At 66.6% G+C, this 22,456-nt stretch carries 22 protein-coding genes and 1 other RNA gene; 13 read left to right on the forward strand and 10 right to left on the reverse strand.

The window, feature by feature from the left end; translation table 11 throughout:
- Positions 1–40: 40 nt before the first annotated feature.
- Positions 41–137: signal recognition particle sRNA small type (gene ffs / locus H7F35_RS27410), an RNA gene on the reverse strand.
- A 180-nt stretch (positions 138–317) separates the two neighbouring features.
- Between ffs and dnaX the strand changes: the two genes are divergently transcribed.
- The 8 genes from dnaX to H7F35_RS27450 all read left to right on the forward strand — a co-directional run bounded on the left by dnaX (position 318) and on the right by H7F35_RS27450 (position 7,812).
- Positions 318–2,198, forward strand: a complete 1,881-nt coding sequence (dnaX, locus tag H7F35_RS27415) for a DNA polymerase III subunit gamma/tau (RefSeq protein WP_187109677.1) — start codon at positions 318–320, stop codon at positions 2,196–2,198.
- Between the two features lie 100 nt (positions 2,199–2,298).
- Positions 2,299–2,631 (forward strand): YbaB/EbfC family nucleoid-associated protein, encoded by a 333-nt coding sequence (locus tag H7F35_RS27420; protein WP_007836669.1) that lies wholly within the window; start codon positions 2,299–2,301, stop codon positions 2,629–2,631.
- A gap of 7 nt (positions 2,632–2,638) precedes the next feature.
- Positions 2,639–3,229: a recombination mediator RecR gene (recR, locus tag H7F35_RS27425; RefSeq protein WP_187109678.1), complete on the forward strand. Its 591-nt coding sequence runs from the start codon at positions 2,639–2,641 to the stop codon at positions 3,227–3,229.
- A gap of 48 nt (positions 3,230–3,277) precedes the next feature.
- Entirely contained in the window at positions 3,278–3,670 is a 393-nt protein-coding gene (locus tag H7F35_RS27430; protein ID WP_187109679.1) for an MAPEG family protein, read from the forward strand.
- Between the two features lie 136 nt (positions 3,671–3,806).
- Positions 3,807–4,844 carry an ABC transporter substrate-binding protein gene (locus H7F35_RS27435; RefSeq protein WP_187109680.1) on the forward strand — a complete coding sequence of 346 codons (1,038 nt, stop codon included), beginning with the start codon at positions 3,807–3,809 and terminating at the stop codon, positions 4,842–4,844.
- A gap of 44 nt (positions 4,845–4,888) precedes the next feature.
- On the forward strand, positions 4,889–5,704 hold the full coding sequence (locus H7F35_RS27440; protein ID WP_187109681.1) for an ABC transporter ATP-binding protein: 816 nt from the start codon (positions 4,889–4,891) through the stop codon (positions 5,702–5,704).
- Positions 5,704–6,534, forward strand: a complete 831-nt coding sequence (locus tag H7F35_RS27445; RefSeq protein WP_187109682.1) for an ABC transporter permease — start codon at positions 5,704–5,706, stop codon at positions 6,532–6,534. The genes H7F35_RS27440 and H7F35_RS27445 overlap by 1 nt, the downstream gene beginning before the upstream one ends.
- Before the next feature lie 87 nt (positions 6,535–6,621).
- On the forward strand, positions 6,622–7,812 hold the full coding sequence (locus tag H7F35_RS27450) for a low temperature requirement protein A (RefSeq protein ID WP_187109683.1): 1,191 nt from the start codon (positions 6,622–6,624) through the stop codon (positions 7,810–7,812).
- Between the two features lie 42 nt (positions 7,813–7,854).
- Here the strand turns inward: H7F35_RS27450 and H7F35_RS27455 are convergent, their stop codons facing one another.
- Positions 7,855–9,477, reverse strand: a complete 1,623-nt coding sequence (locus tag H7F35_RS27455) for a transglycosylase SLT domain-containing protein (protein WP_187109684.1) — start codon at positions 9,475–9,477, stop codon at positions 7,855–7,857.
- Positions 9,474–10,253, reverse strand: a complete 780-nt coding sequence (gene gloB, locus H7F35_RS27460) for a hydroxyacylglutathione hydrolase (protein WP_187109685.1) — start codon at positions 10,251–10,253, stop codon at positions 9,474–9,476. Before gloB ends, H7F35_RS27455 begins: the two co-directional genes overlap by 4 nt.
- Between gloB and H7F35_RS27465 the strand changes: the two genes are divergently transcribed.
- Together H7F35_RS27465 and rnhA are read left to right on the forward strand one after the other, a co-directional pair.
- Positions 10,252–11,022, forward strand: a complete 771-nt coding sequence (locus H7F35_RS27465; RefSeq protein ID WP_261803374.1) for a class I SAM-dependent methyltransferase — start codon at positions 10,252–10,254, stop codon at positions 11,020–11,022. The two genes, gloB and H7F35_RS27465, sit on opposite strands and share 2 nt — an antisense overlap.
- 15 nt (positions 11,023–11,037) lie before the next feature.
- Entirely contained in the window at positions 11,038–11,523 is a 486-nt protein-coding gene (rnhA, locus tag H7F35_RS27470; protein ID WP_187109686.1) for a ribonuclease HI, read from the forward strand.
- Between the two features lie 4 nt (positions 11,524–11,527).
- Here rnhA and glp read toward each other — a convergent pair whose 3' ends face one another.
- From glp to H7F35_RS27495, 5 genes are all read right to left on the reverse strand, one after another.
- On the reverse strand, positions 11,528–12,844 hold the full coding sequence (gene glp, locus H7F35_RS27475) for a gephyrin-like molybdotransferase Glp (RefSeq protein ID WP_187109687.1): 1,317 nt from the start codon (positions 12,842–12,844) through the stop codon (positions 11,528–11,530).
- Positions 12,841–13,482, reverse strand: a complete 642-nt coding sequence (mobA, locus tag H7F35_RS27480; protein ID WP_261803375.1) for a molybdenum cofactor guanylyltransferase MobA — start codon at positions 13,480–13,482, stop codon at positions 12,841–12,843. The genes glp and mobA overlap by 4 nt, the downstream gene beginning before the upstream one ends.
- A gap of 14 nt (positions 13,483–13,496) precedes the next feature.
- Positions 13,497–14,660: a GTP 3',8-cyclase MoaA gene (gene moaA / locus H7F35_RS27485; RefSeq protein WP_187109689.1), complete on the reverse strand. Its 1,164-nt coding sequence runs from the start codon at positions 14,658–14,660 to the stop codon at positions 13,497–13,499.
- A 54-nt stretch (positions 14,661–14,714) separates the two neighbouring features.
- The gene (locus tag H7F35_RS27490) at positions 14,715–15,992 is read right to left on the reverse strand and encodes a serine hydrolase domain-containing protein (protein WP_187109690.1); all 1,278 of its coding nucleotides are present in this window, start codon (positions 15,990–15,992) and stop codon (positions 14,715–14,717) included.
- An 85-nt stretch (positions 15,993–16,077) separates the two neighbouring features.
- Positions 16,078–16,809, reverse strand: coding sequence for a hypothetical protein (locus H7F35_RS27495; protein ID WP_261803376.1), 732 nt, complete (start codon positions 16,807–16,809; stop codon positions 16,078–16,080).
- Between the two features lie 194 nt (positions 16,810–17,003).
- On the opposite strand from H7F35_RS27495, the gene H7F35_RS27500 reads away from it, so the two are divergent.
- Complete coding sequence (locus H7F35_RS27500) at positions 17,004–17,639, forward strand: superoxide dismutase (RefSeq protein ID WP_187109691.1); 636 nt, start codon at positions 17,004–17,006, stop codon at positions 17,637–17,639.
- 11 nt (positions 17,640–17,650) lie between these two features.
- Positions 17,651–18,580 carry a ZIP family metal transporter gene (locus H7F35_RS27505; protein ID WP_410010732.1) on the forward strand — a complete coding sequence of 310 codons (930 nt, stop codon included), beginning with the start codon at positions 17,651–17,653 and terminating at the stop codon, positions 18,578–18,580.
- A 115-nt stretch (positions 18,581–18,695) separates the two neighbouring features.
- Here the strand turns inward: H7F35_RS27505 and H7F35_RS27510 are convergent, their stop codons facing one another.
- Together H7F35_RS27510 and H7F35_RS27515 are read right to left on the reverse strand one after the other, a co-directional pair.
- Positions 18,696–20,129, reverse strand: a complete 1,434-nt coding sequence (locus H7F35_RS27510) for an aldehyde dehydrogenase family protein (RefSeq protein ID WP_187109692.1) — start codon at positions 20,127–20,129, stop codon at positions 18,696–18,698.
- Between the two features lie 63 nt (positions 20,130–20,192).
- On the reverse strand, positions 20,193–20,747 hold the full coding sequence (locus H7F35_RS27515) for a peroxiredoxin (protein WP_187109693.1): 555 nt from the start codon (positions 20,745–20,747) through the stop codon (positions 20,193–20,195).
- A 133-nt stretch (positions 20,748–20,880) separates the two neighbouring features.
- On the opposite strand from H7F35_RS27515, the gene H7F35_RS27520 reads away from it, so the two are divergent.
- Positions 20,881–22,455 (forward strand): phospholipase D family protein, encoded by a 1,575-nt coding sequence (locus H7F35_RS27520; protein WP_187109694.1) that lies wholly within the window; start codon positions 20,881–20,883, stop codon positions 22,453–22,455.
- Position 22,456 lies beyond the last annotated feature (1 nt).

Here is a 22,456-nt window from a genome sequence, read left to right on the forward strand (position 1 = left end):
GCGCTTAAGTTCTTGATAAATAAGCGCTTTACAGAAAGAGGTTGACGAGCCTTACCCCTGGCACTGACTACGCAGTTAGGGCTGCTTGGTTCCCCACCTGACCCGGTTGGCCACTTCACCATGCAGGGAGGCCCGTCAGCCCGCATTCTAACCCGCAGGTCGCGCGCACTTTCGTGTCGCTTCGCCAATCCCTTTCAGAGGGGACGGCATCGGTGGTCCGGACAAAGCCGGCTTCCGGTGTCTCACGAAGAAGACAGCCTTCTTTTGATTGCAGGGTCGGGCCGGAGAGGGCCGTTGCGCCTTTTAGAATGCCCGCAATGTCTTATCTCGTGCTCGCTCGCAAGTTCCGTCCGAAAACCTTCGGTGAGATGGTCGGCCAGGGGCATGTGGTGCAGGCGCTCGAGAACGCGTTGACCACGCAGCGCCTGCATCACGCCTATCTTTTCACCGGCACGCGGGGCGTGGGCAAGACCACGGTCTCGCGCATCCTGGCGAAGTCGCTCAACTGCCAGGGCCCGGACGGACTGGGTGGCATCACCGCCACGCCGTGTGGCGTCTGCCAGGCCTGCCGCGATATCGATTCCGGCCGCTTCGTCGACTACACCGAACTCGATGCGGCTTCAAACCGCGGCGTCGACGAAGTGCAATCGTTGCTAGAACAAGCCGTCTACAAACCGGTGCAGGGGCGCTTCAAGGTCTTCATGATCGACGAAGTGCACATGCTCACCAACACCGCGTTCAACGCGATGTTGAAGACGCTCGAAGAGCCGCCCGAGTACCTCAAGTTCGTGCTCGCGACCACCGATCCGCAGAAGGTGCCCGTTACGGTGTTGTCGCGTTGCCTGCAGTTCAATCTGCGGCCGATGGCACCAGAGACGATCCTCGAGCACCTGACCAGCGTGCTGCAAACCGAGCAAGTACCTGCCGAGCCGCAGGCATTGCGCCTCCTGGCGCGGGCCGCGCGCGGTTCGATGCGCGATGCGTTGTCGCTCACTGACCAGGCCATCGCTTTCGGCAATGGCGAACTGATCGAAACCGGCGTGCGCCAGATGCTCGGCAGCGTCGACCGCGGCCATGTGTTCAAGCTGATCGAAGCGCTGGCGCAGGGCGACGGCAAGACGGTGGTCGACACTTCAGAGGCGCTGCGCCGTGACGGCATGTCCGCCGCCTCCACGCTCGAAGAAATGACGGCGGTGCTGCAGGCCATGGCCGTGCTTCAAGCCGTCCCCTCGCGGGCGGAGTCGGCCGATTCGGCCACCGACCCCGACGCGGCAGACACCACGCGCCTTGCATCGCTGATGCCAGCCGACGAAACGCAATTGCTCTACAGCCTGTGCCTGCACGGCCGTGGCGAGCTGGGCCTGGCGCCCGATGAATACGCGGCGCTGACCATGGTGCTGCTGCGGCTGTTGGCCTTCAAGCCTTCCAACGCGGCTGCCTCGACAGCTTCCCCGGAAAAAAAAACTCTGAATGAAGCCGCGGTCGCGGCGCCGGCTGCTCCGGCGCGTATCGCGGCCCCTGTTCCGGCACCTGTGCCGGTGGCTCGCCCTGAAGCCGAATCACCACCGGTCGCCCCAGCGCCGACTCCCCCAGTCCCGGCTCCGGCGGTCGCGCAACAACCTGCTTCGGTCCCGGCCGGGCATCGCCTCTCGGTCGTCGACGAGCCGTTGCGGCAAGCCGCGCCCCGTGTCGAGGCCACGACGGATGTACCTGCCAAGGTCGTTGGCGTCCCGATCCGCGTGCAGCCGCCGCCCGGCGCACGCGATGCACCTCGCGGCGAAGAGTCGCGCGGCACTTTCACTCCCATTCCGGCCAGTGAAGACGGTGATTTCTGGTTCGTCACGGTTACTCAACTGGTCGCCTCGGAAGCCATCGCGGCCCTGGCCCGCGAGTTGGCCCTGCAGTCGCAACTGGTGGCGCGCGACACCGACCAATGGATGCTGCGCATCGAGCGCGAAACGCTCAACCAGCCTTCCAGCCGCGAAAAACTGACCGCCGCACTGAATGCGCTTGGCCATGACGTCAAGCTGGTCATCGAGATCGGCGGCGTGGTCGACAGCCCCGCGCGACGCAACAAGCAGGCCGCCGACGAGCGCCAGCGCGTGGCCGAGGAGGCCATCCACAACGACCCCGAAGTGCAGGCGCTGATGCGCGACTTCGATGCGAAGATCGTGCCCGGAACGCTGAAACCGGCCTGACCCGTTCACGGCAACAATCCCGAGCCGGCCCTTGTGGCACTTCGGTGCGACCGCCATCTCTCTTATCCTTCCACCACTTTCCAACCAATCAGGACCAACGATGTTCAACAAAGGACAACTGGCCGGCCTCATGAAGCAGGCGCAGGCAATGCAGGACAACCTCAAGAAGGCCCAGGAAGAACTGGCGCACATCGAGGTCGAAGGCGAATCCGGCGCCGGCCTGGTCAAGGTCGTCATGACCTGCAAGCACGACGTCAAGCGCATCACCATCGACCCGAGCCTGCTGGCCGACGACAAGGACATGCTCGAAGACCTCGTGGCTGCCGCTTTCAACGCTGCCGTGCGCAAGGCGGAAGAAACCAGCGAGCAGAAGATGGGCAAGCTCACCGCTGGCATGCCGGGCCTCCCGCCTGGCATGAAGCTGCCGTTCTAAGCACTTGATGGCCGACGCCAGTTCGCTCGACGCGTTGGTCGATGCGCTTCGCCGCCTGCCCGGTGTCGGCATCAAGTCGGCCTCGCGCATGGCGTTTCACTTGCTGCAGCATGACCGCGAGGGCGCGCAACTGCTCGCACGGGCATTGCAGCAGGCCGCCGGCAATGTGCAGCATTGCGAGCTTTGCAACACCTTCACCGAAGCACGTATCTGCAGCGTCTGCATGGACTCGCGGCGTGACGGAAGCAAGCTCTGCGTGGTCGAGACGCCCGCCGACCAGGCGGCACTCGAGCGCACCGGTGCGTTCCGTGGCTACTACTTCGTGCTGATGGGCAAGCTCAGCCCGCTCGACGGCATCGGGCCCAAGGACATCGGCCTGCAGAAGCTCTTCGACCGCGCACTCGACGGCACGGTGAGCGAGGTGATCCTGGCCACCAACTTCACGGCGGAAGGCGAGGCCACCGCGCACGTGATCGGTGAAACGCTCAAGCAGCGCGGGCTCAACGTGACGCGGCTCGCGCGTGGCGTGCCGGCCGGCAGCGAGCTCGAATACGTGGACCTGGGCACCATCGCGCATGCATTGGTAGACCGCCGCTAGAGGCCCTGACAGGGCACTCCGCGCGCAGCGCAACGGAGACAAATCGACATGACTTTTTCTTTGCTCACGGTAGCCTACTGGTGCGTGTTCATCGCCTGCGGCCTGCCGTACCTGGCGGCATGGATTGCCAAGGCCGGCAGCTTCGGCCCGCGCGACAACATGCATCCGCGCGACTGGGCCGCAAAGCAAAGTGGCTGGCGTGCGCGCGCCAACAGCGCGCAGGCCAACAGCTTCGAGGGGCTGCCGCTGTTCATCGGTGCGGTGCTTATTGCGCATCAACTCGGTGTGGCACAGGCGGGGCTCGACATGCTCTCGGTGGCTTATGTGGTGCTGCGCGTGATCTATCTCGGTCTTTACATCAAGGGCATTGCTGCAGCGCGCAGTGCGGTCTGGGCCCTCGCGTTCATCGTCAACATCGCGATCTTTTTCCTCGCACGGTAGACGTGCATCGCAGGCCTGCGAGAGGCCTTCGTGCTTACGTGAAAACCCGCACGGGATGACCCCGATGCAGGCGCGTGAGGGCGCCCCTAAGCTCGATTCAGTTCACAAGAATCAAAGAGCCCGCAGGCACCGTTTCATGCTTCACCGCCGCACCCTCATTTCCGCTTCCGCCATCGCCGCCGCATCGATCGCTTTGCCGCGTGTCTTTGCGCAGCAGGCGAAGCTGGAGAAGACAAAGATTTCCATCGCGGTCGGCGGCAAGGCGGCGTTCTATTACCTGCCTCTCACCATCTCCGAGCAACTCGGCTACTTCAAGGCCGAAGGCCTCGATGTCGAAATTTCCGACTTCGCTGGCGGTGCACGCGCGCTGCAGGCCGTGGTTGGCGGCTCGGCCGACGTGTGCTCGGGCGCCTACGAGCACACCATCAACCTGCAGGCCAAGAACCAGTTCTTCCAGGCCTTCGTTCTGCAGGGCCGCGCACCGCAGATCGCGGTGGGCGTGTCGACCAAGAACATGGCGGGCTACACGGGCATTGCCGATCTCAAGGGCAAGAAGATCGGTGTCTCGGCGCCGGGCTCGTCGACCAACATGGTGGCCAACCTCGTGCTCTCGCGCGGCGGCCTGAAGGCCAGCGACGTCAGCTTCATCGGCGTGGGCGTGGCGGCCGGTGCGCTCACGGCATTGCGCTCGGGCCAGATCGATGCCATCAGCAACACCGACCCGGTGATGACGATGCTCGAGCAGAAGGGCGACGTGAAGATCATCAGCGACACGCGCACGCTCAAGGGCACGCAGCAGGTGTTCGGCGGCACGATGCCTGCGGCCTGCCTCTATGCGTCGAGCGAGTTCATCCAGAAGAATCCCAACACCTGCCAGGCGCTGGCCAATGCCATCGTGCACGGGCTCAAGTGGCTGCAGACGGCAGGGCCGGGCGACATCATCAAGACCGTGCCCGAGACCTACCTGCTCGGTGACCGCGCGCTGTACCTTGCGTCCTTCGACAAGGTGCGCGAATCGATCGCCACCGACGGCCTCGTGCCGACCGATGGACCCAAGACGGCGCTCACCGCCATCGCGAGCTTCGACACCTCCGTGAAGGCCGACAAGATCGACCTCTCCAAGACCTACACCAACGATTTTGCAAGGCGCGCGAAAGACAGGTTCAAAGCCTGACTGCGAACGTCCCGCGACCCGGCTCAGGCCGGGTTTTTTATGCCATGTCCGACTACGCACTCGAACTCCTTTCCATCAGTTGCACCTTCCACTCGAAGGATGATCCGGGCCAGCGCTACACGGCAGTGGCCGACACCACGCTGCGCATCAAGGCCGGGGAATTCGTCTCGGTAGTCGGTCCCACCGGCTGTGGCAAGTCGACGCTGCTGAACATGGGCGCTGGCCTGCTCGAACCTTCTTCGGGCACGGTCAAGGTTTTCGGCAAGACGCTCGTGGGTGTCAACGCACGCGCCGGCTACATGTTCCAGACCGAGGCATTGATGCCGTGGCGCAGCGCCATCGACAACGTGATGGTCGGCCTGCAATACCGCGGCGTGCCCGATGCCGAGGCGCGCAAGCAGGCCGAGGCGTGGCTGTCGCGTGTGGGGTTGACGGGTTTCGGCGATCGCTACCCGCACCAGCTCTCGGGCGGCATGCGCAAGCGCGTGGCATTGGCGCAGACGCTGGTGCTCGACCCCGACATCATCCTCATGGACGAGCCCTTCAGCGCGCTCGACATCCAGACCCGCCAACTGATGGAAAACGAAGTGCTCGACCTCTGGAGCGCGAAGAAGAAGGCCGTGCTCTTCATCACGCATGACCTTGACGAAGCCATTGCAATGAGCGACCGCGTGGTGGTGCTGTCGGCCGGCCCGGCGACGCATCCGATCGGCGAGTTCGCCATCGATCTGGCGCGCCCGCGTGACGTGGCCGAGGTGCGCACGCAGCCTCGCTTCGTCGAGCTGCACACCCAGATTTGGGAGGTACTGCGCGACGAGGTGCTCAAGGGCTACGCGCAGCAACTGAAGAAGGCCGCGTGATGTCGCGCCTGAACGAACGCAATGCGCGCTTCTGGCAGCTCGTGCTGCTGCTGATCATCCTGGTGGGCTGGCACCTGGCTTCACGCAACCAGCAGTTCGCCTTCTTCGTCGGTGAGCCGATCCAGGTGGCGGGGCGCATCTGGAGCTGGTTCCTGCCGTTCGAGGTGCCGCCGAATGCGCTGTTTCCCGAAGGGCTGAAGGGCAACGCCGACATCTACCTGCACCTGGGCACCACGCTGCTCGAAACCGTGCTGGCCTTCGGCATCGGCACCGTGCTCGGGCTGGCCTGCGGGCTCTGGCTGGCGCTGGCACCTACGGCGAGCATGATCCTCGACCCCTACATCAAGGCCGCGAACTCGATGCCGCGTGTGATCCTGGCGCCCATCTTCGCGCTGTGGTTCGGCCTGGGCATCTGGAGCAAGGTGGCGCTGGCCGTCACGCTGGTGTTCTTCATCGTGTTCTTCAACGTCTACCAAGGCGTGCGCGAGGTCAGCCCGGTGGTGCTGGCCAACGCGAAGATGCTGGGCGCCAACCAGCGGCAACTGCTGCGCACCGTGTACCTGCCGAGCGCGACGAGTTGGGTGTTCTCCAGCCTGCACACCTCCGTCGGGCTGGCTTTCGTCGGTGCGGTGGTGGGCGAGTATCTGGGGTCGGCGCGTGGCGTGGGCTACCTGATCCTGCAGGCCGAGGGCACCTTCGACGTCAACACCGTGTTCGCCGGCATCGTGGTGCTCACGGCCTTTGCGCTGGTGCTCGACGGCATCGTGGGGCTGATCGAAAGGCGCCTCATGAAATGGCAGCCCAAGAGCGGCGAAACCGAAAAGTTGTAGCGCCTGAGCGTATCGGCCCGCAGCCCCCACCGTGCGATGATCGCGCCCGCGCGCCGGGGGCGCGACAACGACTTATGGGGGTGAATCTTGAAACACAACAAGAATGAACGCGCGAGCACCTTGCGCACGCGTGGCGAGTCGGCCAGGGTACTGAACGAAGAGCTTTTCTTCGATCTGGTCTATGCGTTTTCAGTCACGCAACTGTCCCACTACCTGTTGGACCATCTCACGCTGCTGGGCGCGCTCCAGACGCTGGTGATGTGGTTCGCGGTCTGGCTCGGCTGGCAGTACACGGCCTGGGCCACCAACTGGTTCAACCCCGGTTCGCTGCGCATCCGGGGCATGCTGTTCGGGATCATGTTGCTGGCTCTCGTGATGGCCTCGGCCTTGCCAGGTGCCTTTGCCGAACGCGGCCTGGTGTTTGCGCTGTGCTTTGCGGGCATCCAGGTCGGACGCACCTTCTGCATGCTGGTGGCGGTAGGGCGCGACCACGCGCTGGCACCCAACTTCCGGCGCCTGCTGGCCTGGAACAGCCTGGCCGCGGTGTTCTGGATCGCAGGTGGCTTTGCAGAAGGGCAGACGCGCCTTGCGCTCTGGTTCGGCGGTGTGCTGTGCGAATACATCGCGCCGATGATCGGACTGCGGTTTCCGGGGCTGGGGCGTTCGTCGACCGCCGAATGGACCATCGATGGCGGCCATCTGGCCGAGCGCTGCCAGTTGTTCGTGATCGTGGCGCTGGGCGAATCGGTGCTGGCCACCGGCATTGCGTTCGGACACCATGCCGAATGGCATTCAATGGACCTCTTTGCACTGCTCGTGAGCTTCGCGGGCAGCCTGGCGATGTGGTGGATGTACTTCGACACCAGCGCCAAGGAGGCCACGCACGTCATCGAGCATTCGAGCGATCCCGGTGGCGTGGGCGCCAAGTTCCACTATACGCATGTGATCCTGGTGGCGGGCATCATCGTGTCGGCCGTGGCGGACGAACTCGTGATCGCCGAAGGCTCGCATCACGCGGAGTGGAAGTACCTCGGGGCGCTGCTCGGCGGGCCGGCGCTCTACCTGTTCGGCAATGCGCTGTTCAAGCGCGTGGTGCGCGGCTTCCTGCCGCAGTCGCACCTCTACGGGCTGATCCTGCTTGCGGTGCTGGCGATCTTCGCGCCGCACCTGTCGATGCTGGTGGTGGGCTCGCTCACGACGGTGGTGATGATTGCCGTGGCGGCGCTGGAGGCCGTGGTGCGTCGCCGGGCATGGGCTGCCGAGGCGCACCCGCACTGAAAGCCGACGCCTGCCGAGGCTGGGCCCGGCAGGCTTTTTTCGTCAGTGCTTCTTCTTCGCCGGCGTGCCGCCGCGCTTCTCGCGCACGACCTGCTGCTTGCTGCTTGCAGGCACCTTCACGACGTTGCCGCCACGCGGTGCCCGCGATACCACGGCCTTGACGGGGGCCGTGCCTGTGCGCTTGGCGGGGGTCGCTGCGGCATGGCCGCCGCGGGCCGCCGTCGACACGCCGGCACCGACACGGGCGGTGGCGGCCGCGCGGATCGGCAGATACACCACCACGCTGTAGCCGCGCTTGAACGCGTGATTGGGCTTCACGTCGTTCCACTCGGCCACGTTGGTGGGCTTGAGGTTGTAGCGGCGCGCGATGCTCGCCACGCTGTCGTTGCGCCCGGCCTTCACCGTGGTGCGGCGGTTGACGATCTCGGGCTGGAAGCTCAGGTGGCCTTCGTCGGCCACCACGGCGGCCACGTCTTCCTTCACGCGGGCGCCGCGCGGCACGATGAGCGTCGAGCCCGTCTTGATCAGCATGCGCGGCGGCACGTTGTTGATCGCGCGCAGGTCGGCTTCGCTCATGCCCGAGCGCTGGGCCGCGTCGGCAACCGTCATGGTGGTGGGCACGACCCAGGCCGTCCAACTGGCGTACTGGCCTTGCGCGTATGCGTCGAAGTTGCGCTGGAACACGGCTGCGTTGTCCCATGGCAGCAGGATCTGCGGCGTGCCGGCCGCGATCAGCACGGGCTTGTGCGCGGCAGGGTTGAGGGCGCGGAAGTCGTCGAGCCGCACGTCGGCCAGCTTGGCCGCCAGCTCCACGTCGAGGTCGCGTGTGAGCGAGACGGTCTGGAAGTAGGGGTGGTTGGCGATCAGCGGGAGTTCGGTGTTGAACGCCTGCGGATTGGCAACGATGTTCTTCACCGCCTGCAGCTTGGGCACGTAGAGCCGGGTTTCTGCCGGCATCGTCAGGTCGCTGTAGGTGGTGGGCAGGCCCAGGCGCTGGTTCTTGGCGATGGCGCGGCTCACGCTGCCTTCGCCCCAGTTGTAGGCGGCCAGGGCCAGTTGCCAGTCGCCGAACATGCCGTAGAGCTTTTGCAGGTAATCGAGCGCGGCGCGGGTCGAGGCGAGCACGTCGCGGCGGTCGTCGCGGAAGATGTTCTGCTTCAGGTCGAAGTCGGTGCCGGTGGCCGGCATGAACTGCCACATGCCCGCGGCGCGCGCGCTGGACACGGCCTGCGGGTTGAATGCGCTCTCGATGAACGGCAGCAGCGCGAGTTCGGTCGGCATGTTGCGTCGCTCGAGTTCCTCGACGATGTGGAACATGTACTTGTTCGAGCGCTCGGTCATGCGCTGGATGTAGTCGGGCCGGCTGGCGTACCACTGCTCGCGGTCACGCACCAGGTCGCTCTCGAGGTTGGGCATCTTGAAGCCGCGGCGGATGCGATCCCACATGTCGGTCGGCGGCGCGAGCGCGACCACGCTCTGCGATTGGGCCCGGCCGCTGGAAAGGGGCGAGAGGGCGTCGCGGGGGTACACCGGGGACGCGCTGCCTGCGGCTCGGGCGCCGGTGCCGCCGGCCTGGGTGGAGGAGGATGTGGAGCTGTTGTCGGTGCTCGCGCAGCCCGCGAGCACCAGGGAACCTGCAAGGCAGGTGGCAGCGATAAATTTCATCGGAAGTCGTTTTTCCATTGGCGCAGCGCGGCAAATACATCGGCTTCGTCTGCATCGGCAGAAAGCTCGGCATGGGCACGCACCGCTCGAAGGACAGTGGCTTCGCGGCTGCGAAGAAAGGGGTTGATCCGGCGTTCGGTCGCCAGTTGCGACGGCAGTGTGGGCTGCCCCTGCGCGCGCAGGCTTTCGCAGCGCGCGTTGTAGTGAGTCAGATCGTCGTTGGCGGGTTCCACCGCGCGGGCGAAACGCAGGTTAGCAAGTGTGTATTCGTGGGCACAACACACGCGCGTATCGCCAGGCAGTGCCGCGAGCGCGTCGAGCGAGGCAAGCATCTGCACGGGCGTGCCCTCGAACAAACGGCCGCAGCCGCCGGAGAACAGCGTGTCGCCGCAGAACAGCAGCGGCGCCTGGCCTGCCATTGCCGGCAGAAAGTAGGCGATGTGGCCGGCCGTATGGCCCGGCACGTCGATGACCTGGAAGCGCAGGCCGAGCACTTCGGCGGTGTCGCCCTGTGAAAGCGGGGTGAAGGGCTCGGGAATTCGCTCGCGTGCCGGGCCCCACACCGGTGCGCGGGTGGCGGCATGCAACGCGGCCACGCCACCCGTGTGATCGGCGTGATGGTGCGTGACTAGAATCGCGGCCAGCTGCAGCTTGTGGCGCGCCAGCGCGTCGAACACCGGTTGGGCATCGCCCGGGTCCACCACGATCGCGTTGGACCCGTCGTGCAGCATCCAGATGTAGTTGTCAGCAAAGGCGGGCAGCGGAACGAGGGTCATGAGCGGTCAAATTATAGGTTTGCAGGATTGGTTCGCGACCCCCCCCGGCCGCTACCTGCTGGCGTGGGAGCAGGCCCAGTTCGACCAGGCGGTGGCCGATGTGTTCGGCTATCACGCGCTGCAGCTGGGCGCAGCCGAGGTCGATGGCCTGCGCGCCAACCGCATGCCGCACCGCTGGCTGGCGCTGGACGACCCGGCCCGGGCCGGCAAGGCGACGCTCCTGACCGACTTCGCGGCACTCCCGTTCGCGGCCAACAGCCTCGACCTGGTGGTGATGCCGCATGCGCTGGAGCTGAGCCCCGACCCGCATGCCACGCTGCGAGAGGTCGAGCGGGTGCTGGTGCCGGAAGGCCGCGTGGTGATTTGCGGGTTGAACCCGACCAGCCTCTGGGGCATGCGGCAGCGCCGCGCGCACCTCTACCGCAGGCTCGGCATTGGCGACCTGTTCCTGCCGGAAGGCGGGGAGTTCATCGGCTACTGGCGCATGCGCGACTGGCTGCGGTTGCTGAGCTTCGAGGTGGAATCGGGCCGCTTCGGCATCTACCGGCCCTCCGTGCGCAGCGAAGCCTGGCTGGAGCGCTCGCGCTGGATGGACGCCGCCGGCGAGCGCTGGTGGCCGATCTTCGGCGCGGCGTACTTTCTGGTCGCGGTCAAGCGGGTGCGCGGTATGCGCCTGCTGAGTGCGGACTGGCGCCGCGCCGGTGCGCGCGCCACGGCTCCCGTGCCCATCGCCGGCAAGGTGCATCGCCAAGAGGCCGGCAAGAATTGAAGACGAATGAATTGAATGATCGAATCGAAAGCAGAAGGAAAAGTCAGTTTGAATGATGAAGTCGTGATCTACACCGATGGCGCGTGCAAAGGCAATCCGGGCCCGGGAGGCTGGGGTGCTTGGCTCAAGTCAGGCGCTACCGAGAAAGACCTGTTCGGCGGTGAACTCAACACCACCAACAACCGGATGGAGCTGACCGCCGTCATCGAGGGCCTGGCCGCGCTCAAGCGGCCCTGCAAGGTGCTGCTGTACCTCGACAGCCAGTACGTGCGCAAGGGCATCACCGAATGGATCCGCGGCTGGAAGGCCAAGGGCTGGATGACTGCCAGCAAGCAGCCCGTGAAGAACGTCGAGCTCTGGCAGCGGCTCGACAAGCTGGTGGCCGAGGGCGGTCACCAGATCGAATGGCGCTGGGTCAAGGGCCACTCGGGCGACCCGGGCAACGAACGCGCCGACATGCTGGCCAACAAGGGCGTCGACAAGGCGCTTGGCCGGATCTGACGGGTCAGATCACCCCGTCGAACATCATCACGTCCACCTCGTCGCCTGCCGCGACGGGGCCCTGGTCGTGATGCAACACCACGAGCCCGTTGGCTTCGAGCATCGAACTCAGGACGCCCGAGCCCTGGTTGCCTGCAACGCACACTTCGGGCAGTGAACCCGCCACGGCCCTGACGAAGCCGCGCTGGTACTCGGTGCGGCCCGGCTTCTTGCGGATCGCCCCTGCGCTGCGTGCCCGCAGCAGCGGCGGCGGTGCGGAGGCGGCTTCGTGGCAACCCATCATGCGCAGCAGCGCCGGTCGCACGAAGGCGAGAAAAGTCACCATCACCGCCACCGGATTGCCGGGCAGGCCGAACAGCACGGCCGGCTGCGGTGACGAGGCCTCTTCACGCGGAATCAGCCCCACGGCCAGCGGCCGCCCGGGGCGCATGGCCACGCGCCAGAAAGCCATGTCGCCCAGTTGCTGCATCACGTCGCGCGTGTGGTCGGCCGCGCCTGCGCTGACGCCGCCGCTGGTGACGATGGCATCGGCTTCGCGCGCGGCGCGTTGCAGCGTCGCGGCCAGCGTGGCGGGGTCGTCGCGCACGAGGCCGAGGTCGATCACTTCGCAGCCCAGCCGCGTGAGCAGGCCGAACACGGTATAGCGGTTGCTGTCGTATACGGCGCCTTCGCGCGGTGCGTCGCCCAGGCTCAGGATTTCGTCGCCGGTCGAGAAGTAGGCAACGCGCAGCCGGCGCAGCGCGGGCACGTTCGACAGGCCGAGGCTGGCGACCATGCCCAGCGCGGCGGGCGACAGCCGTTCGCCGCGTCGCAACGCAGGCTGTCCCTGCATCAGGTCTTCGCCGGCGAAGCGGCGGTTGTCGCCGCGGCGCAGCACCTTGGCCGGGAAGCTCACGCGGTCGCCGTTGATGTTGCAGAACTCCTGCGGGATCACGGTGTCGAGGCCGGCCGGCATCATCGCGCCGGTCATGATGCGGACCGCATCGTCGGCGCCGAGCGCGCCGCGCCAGGCCGAGCCGGCCAGCGCCGTGCCCACCACGCGCAGGCTGATGGAGGCGTCGATGGGCGCGTCCTGCGGCAGCACGGCGCCATCGAAGGCATAGCCGTCCATCGCCGAGTTGTCGTGCGGCGGCACGCTGATGGGCGAGACGATGTCTTCGGCCAGCACGCGGCCCAGGGCCTCGAACAGCGGAACGTTCTCGCGTTGCGTCACGACTGCCGATGCGGTCAGTTCCGAAAGAAAGGCGTGTACGGCGTCAACGCTCAGGTCGGCGGCGTCATAGCCCGAAAGGGCGGCGGCAATGTCTGCGATGCGGCTCATCGGTTTTCGAGTGCGTGCAGTTCGGCCAGGGTGTTGGCGTTGAAAAAGGCGTCGGGGGCGTCGCCGGGCCGGTCGAAAGGGACGGTCACGGTGCGGTGCTGCGCGATCCATGCGTGGACCTTGCGGCCGCCGGCTTCGGTGAAGTGGCGCAGGCTGTCGTGCAGGTCGGCGCGCAGGAGGCAGAAGACGGGCTGGGGGCGCAAGACAGGTATCGTGGCGTCGTCGGCCGTGGCTTCCGGCGCGCTGACCATGGCGATCTCGGCATCGTCGGTGGCCATCGCTTCGGCGAGTCGAGCCGCCAGGTCGAGCGGGAACAGCGGCGTGTCGCAGGGCACGGTCAGCAGCCAGCGCGTGGTGCAGTGCGCAAGGCCCGTCAGGAAGCCCGCGAGCGGCCCCGGGTAGTCGGCCAGGCTGTCGGGCCACACAGGCACGCCGAAGGTCTCGTACTCGGGCCGGTTGCGGTTGGCATTGACCATCAATCGCCCGACCTGCGGGGCCAGCCTTCGCATCGCATGCAGTGCCAGAGGCTCGCCGTTGAAAAGCTGCAGCCCCTTGTCGACACCGCCCATGCGGGTGCCGCGTCCGCCAGCCAGCAGCAGGCCGGTGATGTCGGCGGGGGCGATGGCATGCGCAGGCATGGCGTTCGCCTGCGTCATCCGCCGATGTAGCTCATCTCGACGCGGCGCGGTGCCTTGCCGCTGGCATTGCTGTCGTTGTCGTTGCGGTGATCGTCCGGGCCGCGCAGTGCGCGCAGCTCGGAATAGCGGTCGGCGCGGCCCTGCCAGATGTGGCCGATGGCGGACGCAATCTCGTCGTCGCTGGCGGTGCCGCGCAGCAGGGGGCGCAGATCGTGGCCGGCGCTGGCGAAGAGGCACAGGTACAGCTTGCCTTCGGTCGACAGGCGCGCGCGGCTGCAGTCGTGGCAGAAGGCCTGGGTCACGCTGCTGATCACGCCGACTTCGCCGCCGCCGTCCGCGTAGGCCCAGCGCTGCGCGGTTTCGCCGGGCGTGCTGGCTTCGAGCGGCACCAGCGGGAATTCGGCGGCGATGCGCGCGATGACCTCGGCGGAGGGCAGCACCTCGTCCATGCGCCAGCCGTTGGTGGCGCCCACGTCCATGTATTCGATGAAGCGCAGCACCACGCTGGCGCCATGGTGCTCGCGGAAGTAGCGCGCCATCGGCAGAATTTCCTGCTCGTTGGCGCCGCGCTTGACCACCATGTTGACCTTGATCGGGCCCAGGCCGGCGGCCCGTGCGGCGTCGATGCCAGCGAGCACGTCGGCCACCGGAAAGTCGACATCGTTCATGTGGCGGAACACGGCGTCGTCGAGGCTGTCCAGGCTCACCGTCACGCGCTGCAGGCCGGCGGCCTTCAGCGCGGCGGCCTTGCGCGCAAGCAGAGAGCCGTTGGTGGTGAGCGTGAGTTCGAGCGGTTCGCCGCCGGGCGTGCGGATCTCGGCAAGCTGTTCGATCAACCCCTCGATGTTCTTGCGCAGCAGCGGCTCGCCGCCGGTCAGGCGGATCTTGCGCACGCCGTGCGCCGCGAACAGGCGGGCCAGGCGCGTCATCTCCTCGAAGCTCAGCAGCGCGCTGTGCGGCAGGTACTTGTAGTCCTTGTCGAACACGTCCTTCGGCATGCAGTAGCTGCAGCGGAAGTTGCAGCGGTCGGTCACGCTGATGCGCAGGTCGGTCAGGGGGCGGCCGAGGCGGTCGAGCAGCAGGCCGGTGGCGGGCACGGCCACTTCGGGCACCGCCACGGCGGGGCGCAAATGGCCGACCTCGGTGATCGGAATGACGGTGCTGCTGCTGTTCTTCATGGTGGAGGCGAACGCCGATTTTGCGCCATCGACCAAGGGCCGGCGCACCGCAGGCTACTTGAGCATCGCCGCATAGACCATGTCGCGCGTGAGGCTGCGATAGTGGGTGCGGTACTTGGGCGACTGCAGCATGAGCACGACGAACATCTCGTTCTTCGGATCGACCCACATGTAGGTGCCACCGGCGCCGCCCCAGTTGTACTCGCCGCCGGCCGCCGGGTAAGGCGCCTCGCCGTCGTTGCGGCGCACGGCAAAGCCCAGGCCGAAGCCGTAGCCGGCGCCCGGCAGGTAGAGCGGGCCGGGCACGATGCCGGCACCGGCGTTGGAGTGGTCGGCCGTCATCAGCGCCAGCGTGCGCGGGCCCAGGTAGCGCTTGCCGTCCAGCGAGCCGCCATTGAGCAGCATCTGCAAAAAGCGCGCGTAGTCACCTGCCGTCGACACCAGCCCGCCGCCGCCCGATTCGAGCTTGCGCACCACGCGCGGATCGTTGAAGTCGGCCCCCACGCCGAAGCTGCGGTCATTGGACAACGGCTCGGCAATGCGCGGCTGGCGCGCCGGCTCGGGCACGTAGTAGCTGGTGTCCTTCATGCCCAGCGGGTCGAGCAGGCGGCTTTTCTCGAACTGGTAGAGCGACTGGCCCGACACCACCTCGACCACGCGGCCGAGGATGTCGGTGGAGTGGCTGTACTCCCAGGTCGTGCCCGGCTGGTAGGCCAGCGGCAGCTTGGCCAGCCGCTGCGAGAACTCGGCATTGGTCGGATCGTCGGCGCCCAGGTTGGCCGCGTTGTAGGCCTGCTTGACGAGGCCGGGGCCGAAGAAGCCGTAGGTCAGGCCCGAGGTGTGGCGCATCAGGTCCTGCACGGTGATCGGGCGGCGCGCTGGCACGGTGTCGAGCACCGGCTTGCCGTCTGGCCCCGGCTTCTCGACGCCGACGGTCATGCGGGTGAACTCGGGGAGGTACGTGGCGATCGGGTCGTCGAGCTTCAGGCGGCCGTCTTCCACCAGCATCATCGCGGCGACGGTGGTGATGGGCTTGCTCATCGAGTAGATGCGGAAGATGCCGTCGCTCGGCATGGCCACGCCGCTGGCGGGGTCGAGTTTGCCGACCGGCTCGAACCAGGCGACCTTGCCTTGGCGTGCCACCAGCAGCACCGCGCCGGGGATCTTGCCGGCCGCCACGTCGGCCTTGAGCACGTCGCTGAGCATCTGCAGGCGTGGGGTGGAAAGGCCGACCTGCTCGGGTTTTGCCGTTGGCAGCGACTGCGCCGCGGTGAGCAGGGGAAGGGCCAGGCCCAGCACGGCGGCGCAGAGGCTGCGCTTGAAGAACTTCATGGTGTTGTCTCCGTCTTGTTGTGAAAGGAAATTCGGCACGGCGGTCTTGGGCGCCGCCTGTTGCACTGCGCGGGTGATCGGCGGGCTATCCGCGGCAGAGCTTCAGGTTCGTGCGCGTGGCGCGGACCACGGGCAGGAAAATTTCGGCATCGGCGGGCGGGTAGTTGTCCTTGATGCCGTCGTCGGTGCGGGCGGCATCCTCGGCCAGCGGTTGCAACGTCTTGAGGCAGCTCGTGCGGTCGTTGAGCTTGAACTGCGTCAGCGCGATGTCGTTGCGCATCCAGCCCTTGGTGATCCAGTCGAGGGTCTTGTCGCACTCCGAGAGCACGGGGGACAGGGTGGCCAGGGCGATGGCGTAGTCCTTGGCGTCGTACTGGCGCTTGAAGCTCTTGCGGGAGTTCGACACGGCCTTGTCGGTGCAGGCCGGGGTGGGCCGGGTGTAGGTGCCCTCGAAGCCGGCACGCATGCCGCAGTTTTCGCGGCACTGCTCCGCACCGTTGGTGCTGACCTGCACCTTGTCGGCGCTGGTCGCGAAGTTCACCACGCAGCCCGAGTCGCCGAGCTTGGCCTTGCCGCGCACGATGGCGCCGTCGAGGGCGCAGGTGTGGGCGTTGGCGCCGATGGTGGTGATGTCGAAACGTCCGTCGGGCTTGACGCGCAACGCGCCGCTGCCGCCTTCGTAGATGTACTCGCCGGCCGGTGGCGTGGCGGTCTGCGCGCCGGCAAGGCCGGTGCAGAGCAGCAGGGCAATAGGCAGGACGAAGTGCCGGGCGCTTTTCTTGAGCTTCATCGTGACGGAGGTGTCTGCGAGACGCATGTTGTATCTCCCGGAAAGAGGTGCCGCGTGCAGTGTATCGACCGTCACAAGGCGCCTCTGGGCACTGGCTGGTTTGCGCCATCAGGCACTCGGATGTCTTGACGTCGCCAATGCGAATTACTATCATCTGGACGCCTGAGTACGCAGCACGTCGACAACGCAAAGGGCTCTTCCAACCAAGGAGCTTCCGAACCGTGCCATACACCCTCCCAGCCTTGCCCTATGCCTTCAATGCGCTCGAACCCCACATCGACGCGCAGACGATGGAAATCCATCACAGCAAGCACCACCAGACCTATGTGAACAACCTGAATGCGGCCCTGAAGGACACGCCGCACGAGGGCTTGCCGGTCGAGGAACTGATCGTCGGCGTCGAAAAGCTGCCCGAGGCGCTGCGCGCGCCAGTGCGCAACAACGGCGGCGGCCATGCCAACCACGGTCTGTTCTGGACCGTGATGGCACCTGCGGGCCAGGGCGGAGGCGGCGTTCCCATGGGCGCGCTCGCCAAGGCCATCGATGCCGACCTGGGCGGCTTCGACGCTTTCAAGGACGCCTTCACCAAGGCCGCGCTCACCCGCTTCGGCAGCGGCTGGGCCTGGCTGTCGGTCGCCAAGGGCGGCAAGCTGGCCGTCGAAAGCAGCGGCAACCAGGACAGCCCGCTGATGCAGGGCATCGGCTCCGGCAACACGCCGATCCTGGGGCTGGACGTGTGGGAGCACGCGTACTACCTCAAGTACCAGAACCGCCGCCCCGAATACATCGCGGCCTTCTACAACGTAGTGAACTGGGCCGAGGTGGCCCGGCGCTACGCAGCAGCCATCGGCGGCTGAAGGACGGACGCGTGAACGACGAGCCGCAACAGCGCCAGGTTCTTGCCGCGCCCCTCCGGTCAAGGCCGGCGTATTCGGTGCGCGAATGGATCGGGCTGGCCATCGTCGCTGCCGGCGTGCTGGTGCTCGTGTCGCAGTTCTGGCAATTCGTGCGCGCCGACCCGATCGTCTGGAACGCCTTGCTCGGGGGCTCGGTGGCTGCGCTGGCCACTGCGCTCGGCACGCTGCCGGTGATGTTTTCGCAGAAGCTGCCCGAACGGCTGCAGGACACGCTGTTCGGCTTCGGTGCCGGCGTCATGCTGGCGGCCAGCGCCTTCTCGCTGATCATCCCCGGGCTGGAAGCGGCGAGGAGCGTGGGCGTCTTCGGCGGCGGCCCCTGGGCGGCGGGCGGCGTGATCGGCTCCGCCATCCTGCTGGGCGGCCTCGTGCTCATGGTGATGGACCGCGTGCTGCCGCACGAGCACTTCATCAAGGGGCGCGAAGGGCAGTCGGCCAAGCAGTTGCGCCGCACCTGGCTTTTCGTGTTCGCGATTGCGCTGCACAACGTGCCCGAGGGGCTGGCCATCGGCGTCGGCTATGCGGCCAACAACGGTTTGCGCGCTGATGCGCTGGCCACCGGCATCGCGATCCAGGACGTGCCCGAAGGATTGGTCGTGGCGGTGGCGTTGCTGGCGGCCGGCTACAGCCGGATGTTCGCGGTGCTGATCGGCATGGCGTCAGGGCTGGTGGAGCCGCTGGGCGCCGTGCTGGGTGCGGCCGTGGTCGGCCATTCGGTGATGCTGCTGCCCTGGGGCTTGGGCTTTGCGGCGGGCGCGATGCTGTTCGTGATCAGCCACGAGATCATTCCCGAATCGCACCGCAAGGGTCACGAAGCCTTTGCCACCAGCGGGCTGATGATCGGCTTCGTGCTGATGATGTTGCTCGATACCGCGCTGGGGTAATGGCTCTCCCCCAGGCTTCGCGCACTTCGTGTCGCTTCTCCAACCCCCTCACCGGGGGCGGTACCTGCGGCCCGGCAAAGCCGGTTCCGCGGTACCCCCGGAAGGACTCTTGCTTTCAGCCGTGCTTGACGGCCACGGTCTTCAGCGTGGTGAAGCCGTACAGCGCCTCGAAGCCCTTCTCGCGGCCGTAGCCTGAAGACTTCACGCCGCCGAAGGGCAGCTCGACGCCACCGCCCGCGCCGTAGTTGTTGATGAACACCTGGCCGCTGCGCACGCGCCTGGCCATGCGGAACTGGCGCGATCCATCGGCCGTCCACACGCCGGCCACAAGGCCGAATTGGGTGGCGTTGGCGAGCGCCACGGCTTCGTCTTCATCGGCGAACTGCATCGCAGCCAACACCGGGCCGAACACTTCTTCTTGTGCCAGCCGGTGGTTCACTGGCACGTCGCGCAGCAGCGTGGGGGCCTGGTAGAAGCCGGTTTCAGGCGCCTCTTCGACGACGACGCCCTGCGCCACCATCGGAATGCCGGCATGCTGCGCATCGCTCAGAAAGTCCCACACGCGCTGCTGCTGGGTCTGGCGGATCAGCGGACCGACATCGAGGTCCATCGCCGCGGGGCCCACGCGCAGGGCCTCGAAGGCATGGCCCAGGCGCTCGAGCAGCGGCTCGTAGATGTCGCGCTGGATCAGCACGCGCGAGCCGGCCGAGCAGGTCTGGCCAGCGTTCTGCACGATGGCGTTGATGACCACGGGAATCGCCGCGTTCAGGTCCGCATCCGCAAAGATGATCTGCGGGCTCTTGCCGCCCAGCTCCAGCGTGACCGGGCAATGCCGCTCGGCCGCCACCTGCTGGATCAGCGTGCCGATCTTCGGGCTGCCGGTGAAGCTGATGTGGTCGATGCCTTCGTGCCGCGCGAGCGCGTCGCCCACTTCATGGCCGTAGCCCGTCACGATGTTGAGCGCGCCCGCCGGAAAGCCGACTTCGGCCGCCAGCTGCGCCACGCGGATCAGCGAAAGGCAGGCGTCTTCGGCCGGCTTCACCACGCACACGTTGCCCGCCGCCAGCGCGCCGCCCACGCTGCGCCCGAAGATCTGCATCGGGTAGTTCCACGGAATGATGTGGCCGGTGACGCCGTGCGGCTCGCGCCAGGTGAAGACGCTGTAGCCGTCCTGGTAGGGAATCGTCTCGCCGTGCAGCTTGTCGCAGGCACCGGCATAGAACTCGAAGTAACGCACCAACGCCACCGCGTCGGCGCGCGCCTGCTTCACCGGCTTGCCGCAGTCGCGCTGCTCGATCAGCGCCAGTTCGTCGACGTGCTCGGCGATCTTTTGCGACAGCTTGTAGAGCAGGCGGCTGCGGTCGGCGGCGCTGACCTTGTGCCACACACCCTCGAAGCAGTCGCGCGCGGCGCGCACGGCCGAGTCGATGTCGGCGGCGTTGCTGCGCTGGATTTCGTCGAAAGGCTGACCGTCGGAGGGATCGATGACCGGCAGGGTGCGGCCGGAGGAGGACGGAACGTCCGCGTTGGCGATGTAGTTGAGCTGCATGGGGCAGGATTTTGCGCGAAGCACGCAGAACCCGTGGCCGCGGGGCCGGCTGTCCTTCTGCCTTTATTTGGCTGCCGTGGCCTTTGGCAGAGCCCGCACCGCGTTCAGCATGCGTTCCACATGTTTGTCGGGGTTCAGGTTCTGGTAGTAATAGGCGACCTTGCCGTCTGGTGCGATCACGTACGACAGTCGGTTGGCAAAGTCCGGCCGTGTCTGCATCAAGGCATCGAAACCCTGGATCACGGCCTTGGATTCGTCCGACGCCACGGGAAAGCGGTTCTGGCAGGACTTGACCGAGAACTTCGCCAGCGTGCCGATGTCGTCCGCCGATACGCCGATCACGGTGGCGCCCAGTGCGGCGAACTGGTCGACGGCCTCGGCGAAGGCATGGGCTTCGATCGAGCAATCGTTGGAGTCGGCCGCCGGAAAAAAGTACACCACCACCGGCCCCTTGGAGAGCGCATCGGCCAGCGAATAGCGGAAGGTCTTGCCGCCCAGCGCGGCGTTGGCGGTAAAGCGGGGCACGGGGTCGCCGATGTCCAGGGCGGCCCAGGCGGGGTGGGCCAGGGCTGCAAAAACTGTCATCAAGGCGATGCGCGAGAAGGTCGATCGGGCCATGATGTAACTCCGAAGCGGTGTGGGGCGAATTCTAGGCCTCGCATCCGCCGCAAGGGGCATGTGAAACCGGCAGCGCCCGGTGGGCGTACTCAAGGCAACGGCTGACAAAAACGAAGCACTGGAACCACCCCTCATGAACGCCTGTATCTGTCTTCTGCGCATGGCGCTTGCGGGCGTGCTGATTGCGGCACTCGGCGCTTGCGGTTCCTTGCCCCCGGCGCGCGAGCGGCCCGCCGAGCAGGCGGCCTCGGCCGATCCGTCGACCCCGCTGGCGAAGATCGCCGCCGCCTCCACGCCGCCCGGCGAGCACTCGGGTTTTCGGCTGATGCCGCTGGGCGTGTATTCACTGGATGCGCGCATCCAGTTGGCCCAACGGGCCCAGCGCTCCCTGGTGGTGCAGTACTACCAGCTTGAAAACGATGCCGTCGGCCGTCTGCTGCTGCGCACGCTGCGCGAGGCTGCGGCCCGGGGCGTGAAAGTGCGGGTGCTGGTCGATGACCTGTACACCGTCAACAGCCAGCAACTGCTGCTGGCGCTGTCCGAAACGCCCAATGTCGAGGTGCGGCTGTTCAACCCCTTCTGCTGCGGCCGCAACGGACTCCTCTCGCGCTTCGTGGCCTCGCCGTTCGAGATCAACCGGCTCAACCACCGCATGCACAACAAGCTCTTCATTGCCGACGGCGCGATGGCGGTGGTGGGCGGGCGCAACATCGCCGACGAATACTTCGTGCTGAGCGAGGCGCAGAACTTCATCGACATGGACGCGCTGGTGGTCGGCAAGGTCGTGCCGCAGCTCGAATCGATCTTCGATGCCTACTGGAACAGCGTGCAGGTCTGGCCCATTGCCGACATCGTGACGGGCGAGGGCGGCCGCAAGCCCGGTGTTGCCGATTTCGACAGCTGGGTCGGCATGGCCGCGCCGCCGCCGAAGATCGTGCTGCCGCCGTCCGACATCCTGGGTTACGGCCCCATCGGTGAAGAACTCGATGGCGGCCGCATGGGCCTGCTGTGGGGCGAGGCCCGCGCCATTGCCGATCCGCCCACCAAGCCTGCGACCATGACGGCCGACGAGGCCATCGCCACCAGCGTGACGATGAAGGTGTGGGCCTTGCTGCTCGATGCCAAGACCGAGGTCGACATGACCTCCCCGTACCTCGTGCCGGGCGAGCGCGGCATGGCGGCGTTCGAGGACCTGTCCAGGCGCAAGGTCAAGGTCACGCTGCTGACCAATTCGCTGGCCGCCAACGACGAGCCGCTGGTGCACACCGGTTACGCGCGCTACCGCGAGCGGCTGCTGCAAGGCGGCGCCGACCTGTACGAGCTGAGCCCGCAGCGCACCAGCGCGGGCGAGCGATTCGGCATGTTCGGCAAGTCGCTCGGCCGGCTGCACGCCAAGACCGCCGCCATCGACAAGGAGCGCATCTTCATCGGCTCGATGAACCTCGATCCGCGCTCGGCCAGCCAGAACACCGAGATGGGGCTGGTGGTCGACAGCCCGCAACTGGCGCGCGAGATGCTGCGCGTCATCAACATCAGCAAGCTGCAGAACTCCTACCGGCTGCGGCTGGCCAAGGGCACCGGCACGCTGCAGTGGCTCACCAACGACGGCGAAAAGGAAGTGATCCTGACCGCCGAACCCGAGTCGGGTTTCTTCAAGCGCTTCTACAACATGCTCATTGCGCCGATCGTTCCCGAGATGCTGTTGTAGC

The sequence above is a fragment of the Variovorax sp. PAMC26660 genome (genome assembly GCF_014302995.1).
Lineage (GTDB): Bacteria > Pseudomonadota > Gammaproteobacteria > Burkholderiales > Burkholderiaceae_C > Variovorax.

Excerpts from the sequence above, each read along its gene's own strand:
- dnaX (WP_187109677.1), top strand. The coding sequence starts at position 318 with ATGTCTTATCTCGTGCTCGCTCGCAAGTTCCGTCCGAAAACCTTCGGT.
- H7F35_RS27420 (WP_007836669.1), top strand. The coding sequence starts at position 2,299 with ATGTTCAACAAAGGACAACTGGCCGGCCTCATGAAGCAGGCGCAGGCA.
- recR (WP_187109678.1), top strand. The coding sequence starts at position 2,639 with ATGGCCGACGCCAGTTCGCTCGACGCGTTGGTCGATGCGCTTCGCCGC.
- H7F35_RS27430 (WP_187109679.1), top strand. The coding sequence starts at position 3,278 with ATGACTTTTTCTTTGCTCACGGTAGCCTACTGGTGCGTGTTCATCGCC.
- H7F35_RS27435 (WP_187109680.1), top strand. The coding sequence starts at position 3,807 with ATGCTTCACCGCCGCACCCTCATTTCCGCTTCCGCCATCGCCGCCGCA.
- H7F35_RS27440 (WP_187109681.1), top strand. The coding sequence starts at position 4,889 with ATGTCCGACTACGCACTCGAACTCCTTTCCATCAGTTGCACCTTCCAC.
- H7F35_RS27445 (WP_187109682.1), top strand. The coding sequence starts at position 5,704 with ATGTCGCGCCTGAACGAACGCAATGCGCGCTTCTGGCAGCTCGTGCTG.
- H7F35_RS27455 (WP_187109684.1), bottom strand. The coding sequence starts at position 9,477 with ATGAAATTTATCGCTGCCACCTGCCTTGCAGGTTCCCTGGTGCTCGCG.
- H7F35_RS27465 (WP_261803374.1), top strand. The coding sequence starts at position 10,252 with ATGAGCGGTCAAATTATAGGTTTGCAGGATTGGTTCGCGACCCCCCCC.
- gloB (WP_187109685.1), bottom strand. The coding sequence starts at position 10,253 with ATGACCCTCGTTCCGCTGCCCGCCTTTGCTGACAACTACATCTGGATG.
- rnhA (WP_187109686.1), top strand. The coding sequence starts at position 11,038 with ATGATCGAATCGAAAGCAGAAGGAAAAGTCAGTTTGAATGATGAAGTC.
- glp (WP_187109687.1), bottom strand. The coding sequence starts at position 12,844 with ATGAGCCGCATCGCAGACATTGCCGCCGCCCTTTCGGGCTATGACGCC.
- mobA (WP_261803375.1), bottom strand. The coding sequence starts at position 13,482 with ATGCCTGCGCATGCCATCGCCCCCGCCGACATCACCGGCCTGCTGCTG.
- moaA (WP_187109689.1), bottom strand. The coding sequence starts at position 14,660 with ATGAAGAACAGCAGCAGCACCGTCATTCCGATCACCGAGGTCGGCCAT.
- H7F35_RS27490 (WP_187109690.1), bottom strand. The coding sequence starts at position 15,992 with ATGAAGTTCTTCAAGCGCAGCCTCTGCGCCGCCGTGCTGGGCCTGGCC.
- H7F35_RS27495 (WP_261803376.1), bottom strand. The coding sequence starts at position 16,809 with ATGCGTCTCGCAGACACCTCCGTCACGATGAAGCTCAAGAAAAGCGCC.
- H7F35_RS27510 (WP_187109692.1), bottom strand. The coding sequence starts at position 20,129 with ATGCAGCTCAACTACATCGCCAACGCGGACGTTCCGTCCTCCTCCGGC.
- H7F35_RS27515 (WP_187109693.1), bottom strand. The coding sequence starts at position 20,747 with ATGGCCCGATCGACCTTCTCGCGCATCGCCTTGATGACAGTTTTTGCA.
- H7F35_RS27520 (WP_187109694.1), top strand. The coding sequence starts at position 20,881 with ATGAACGCCTGTATCTGTCTTCTGCGCATGGCGCTTGCGGGCGTGCTG.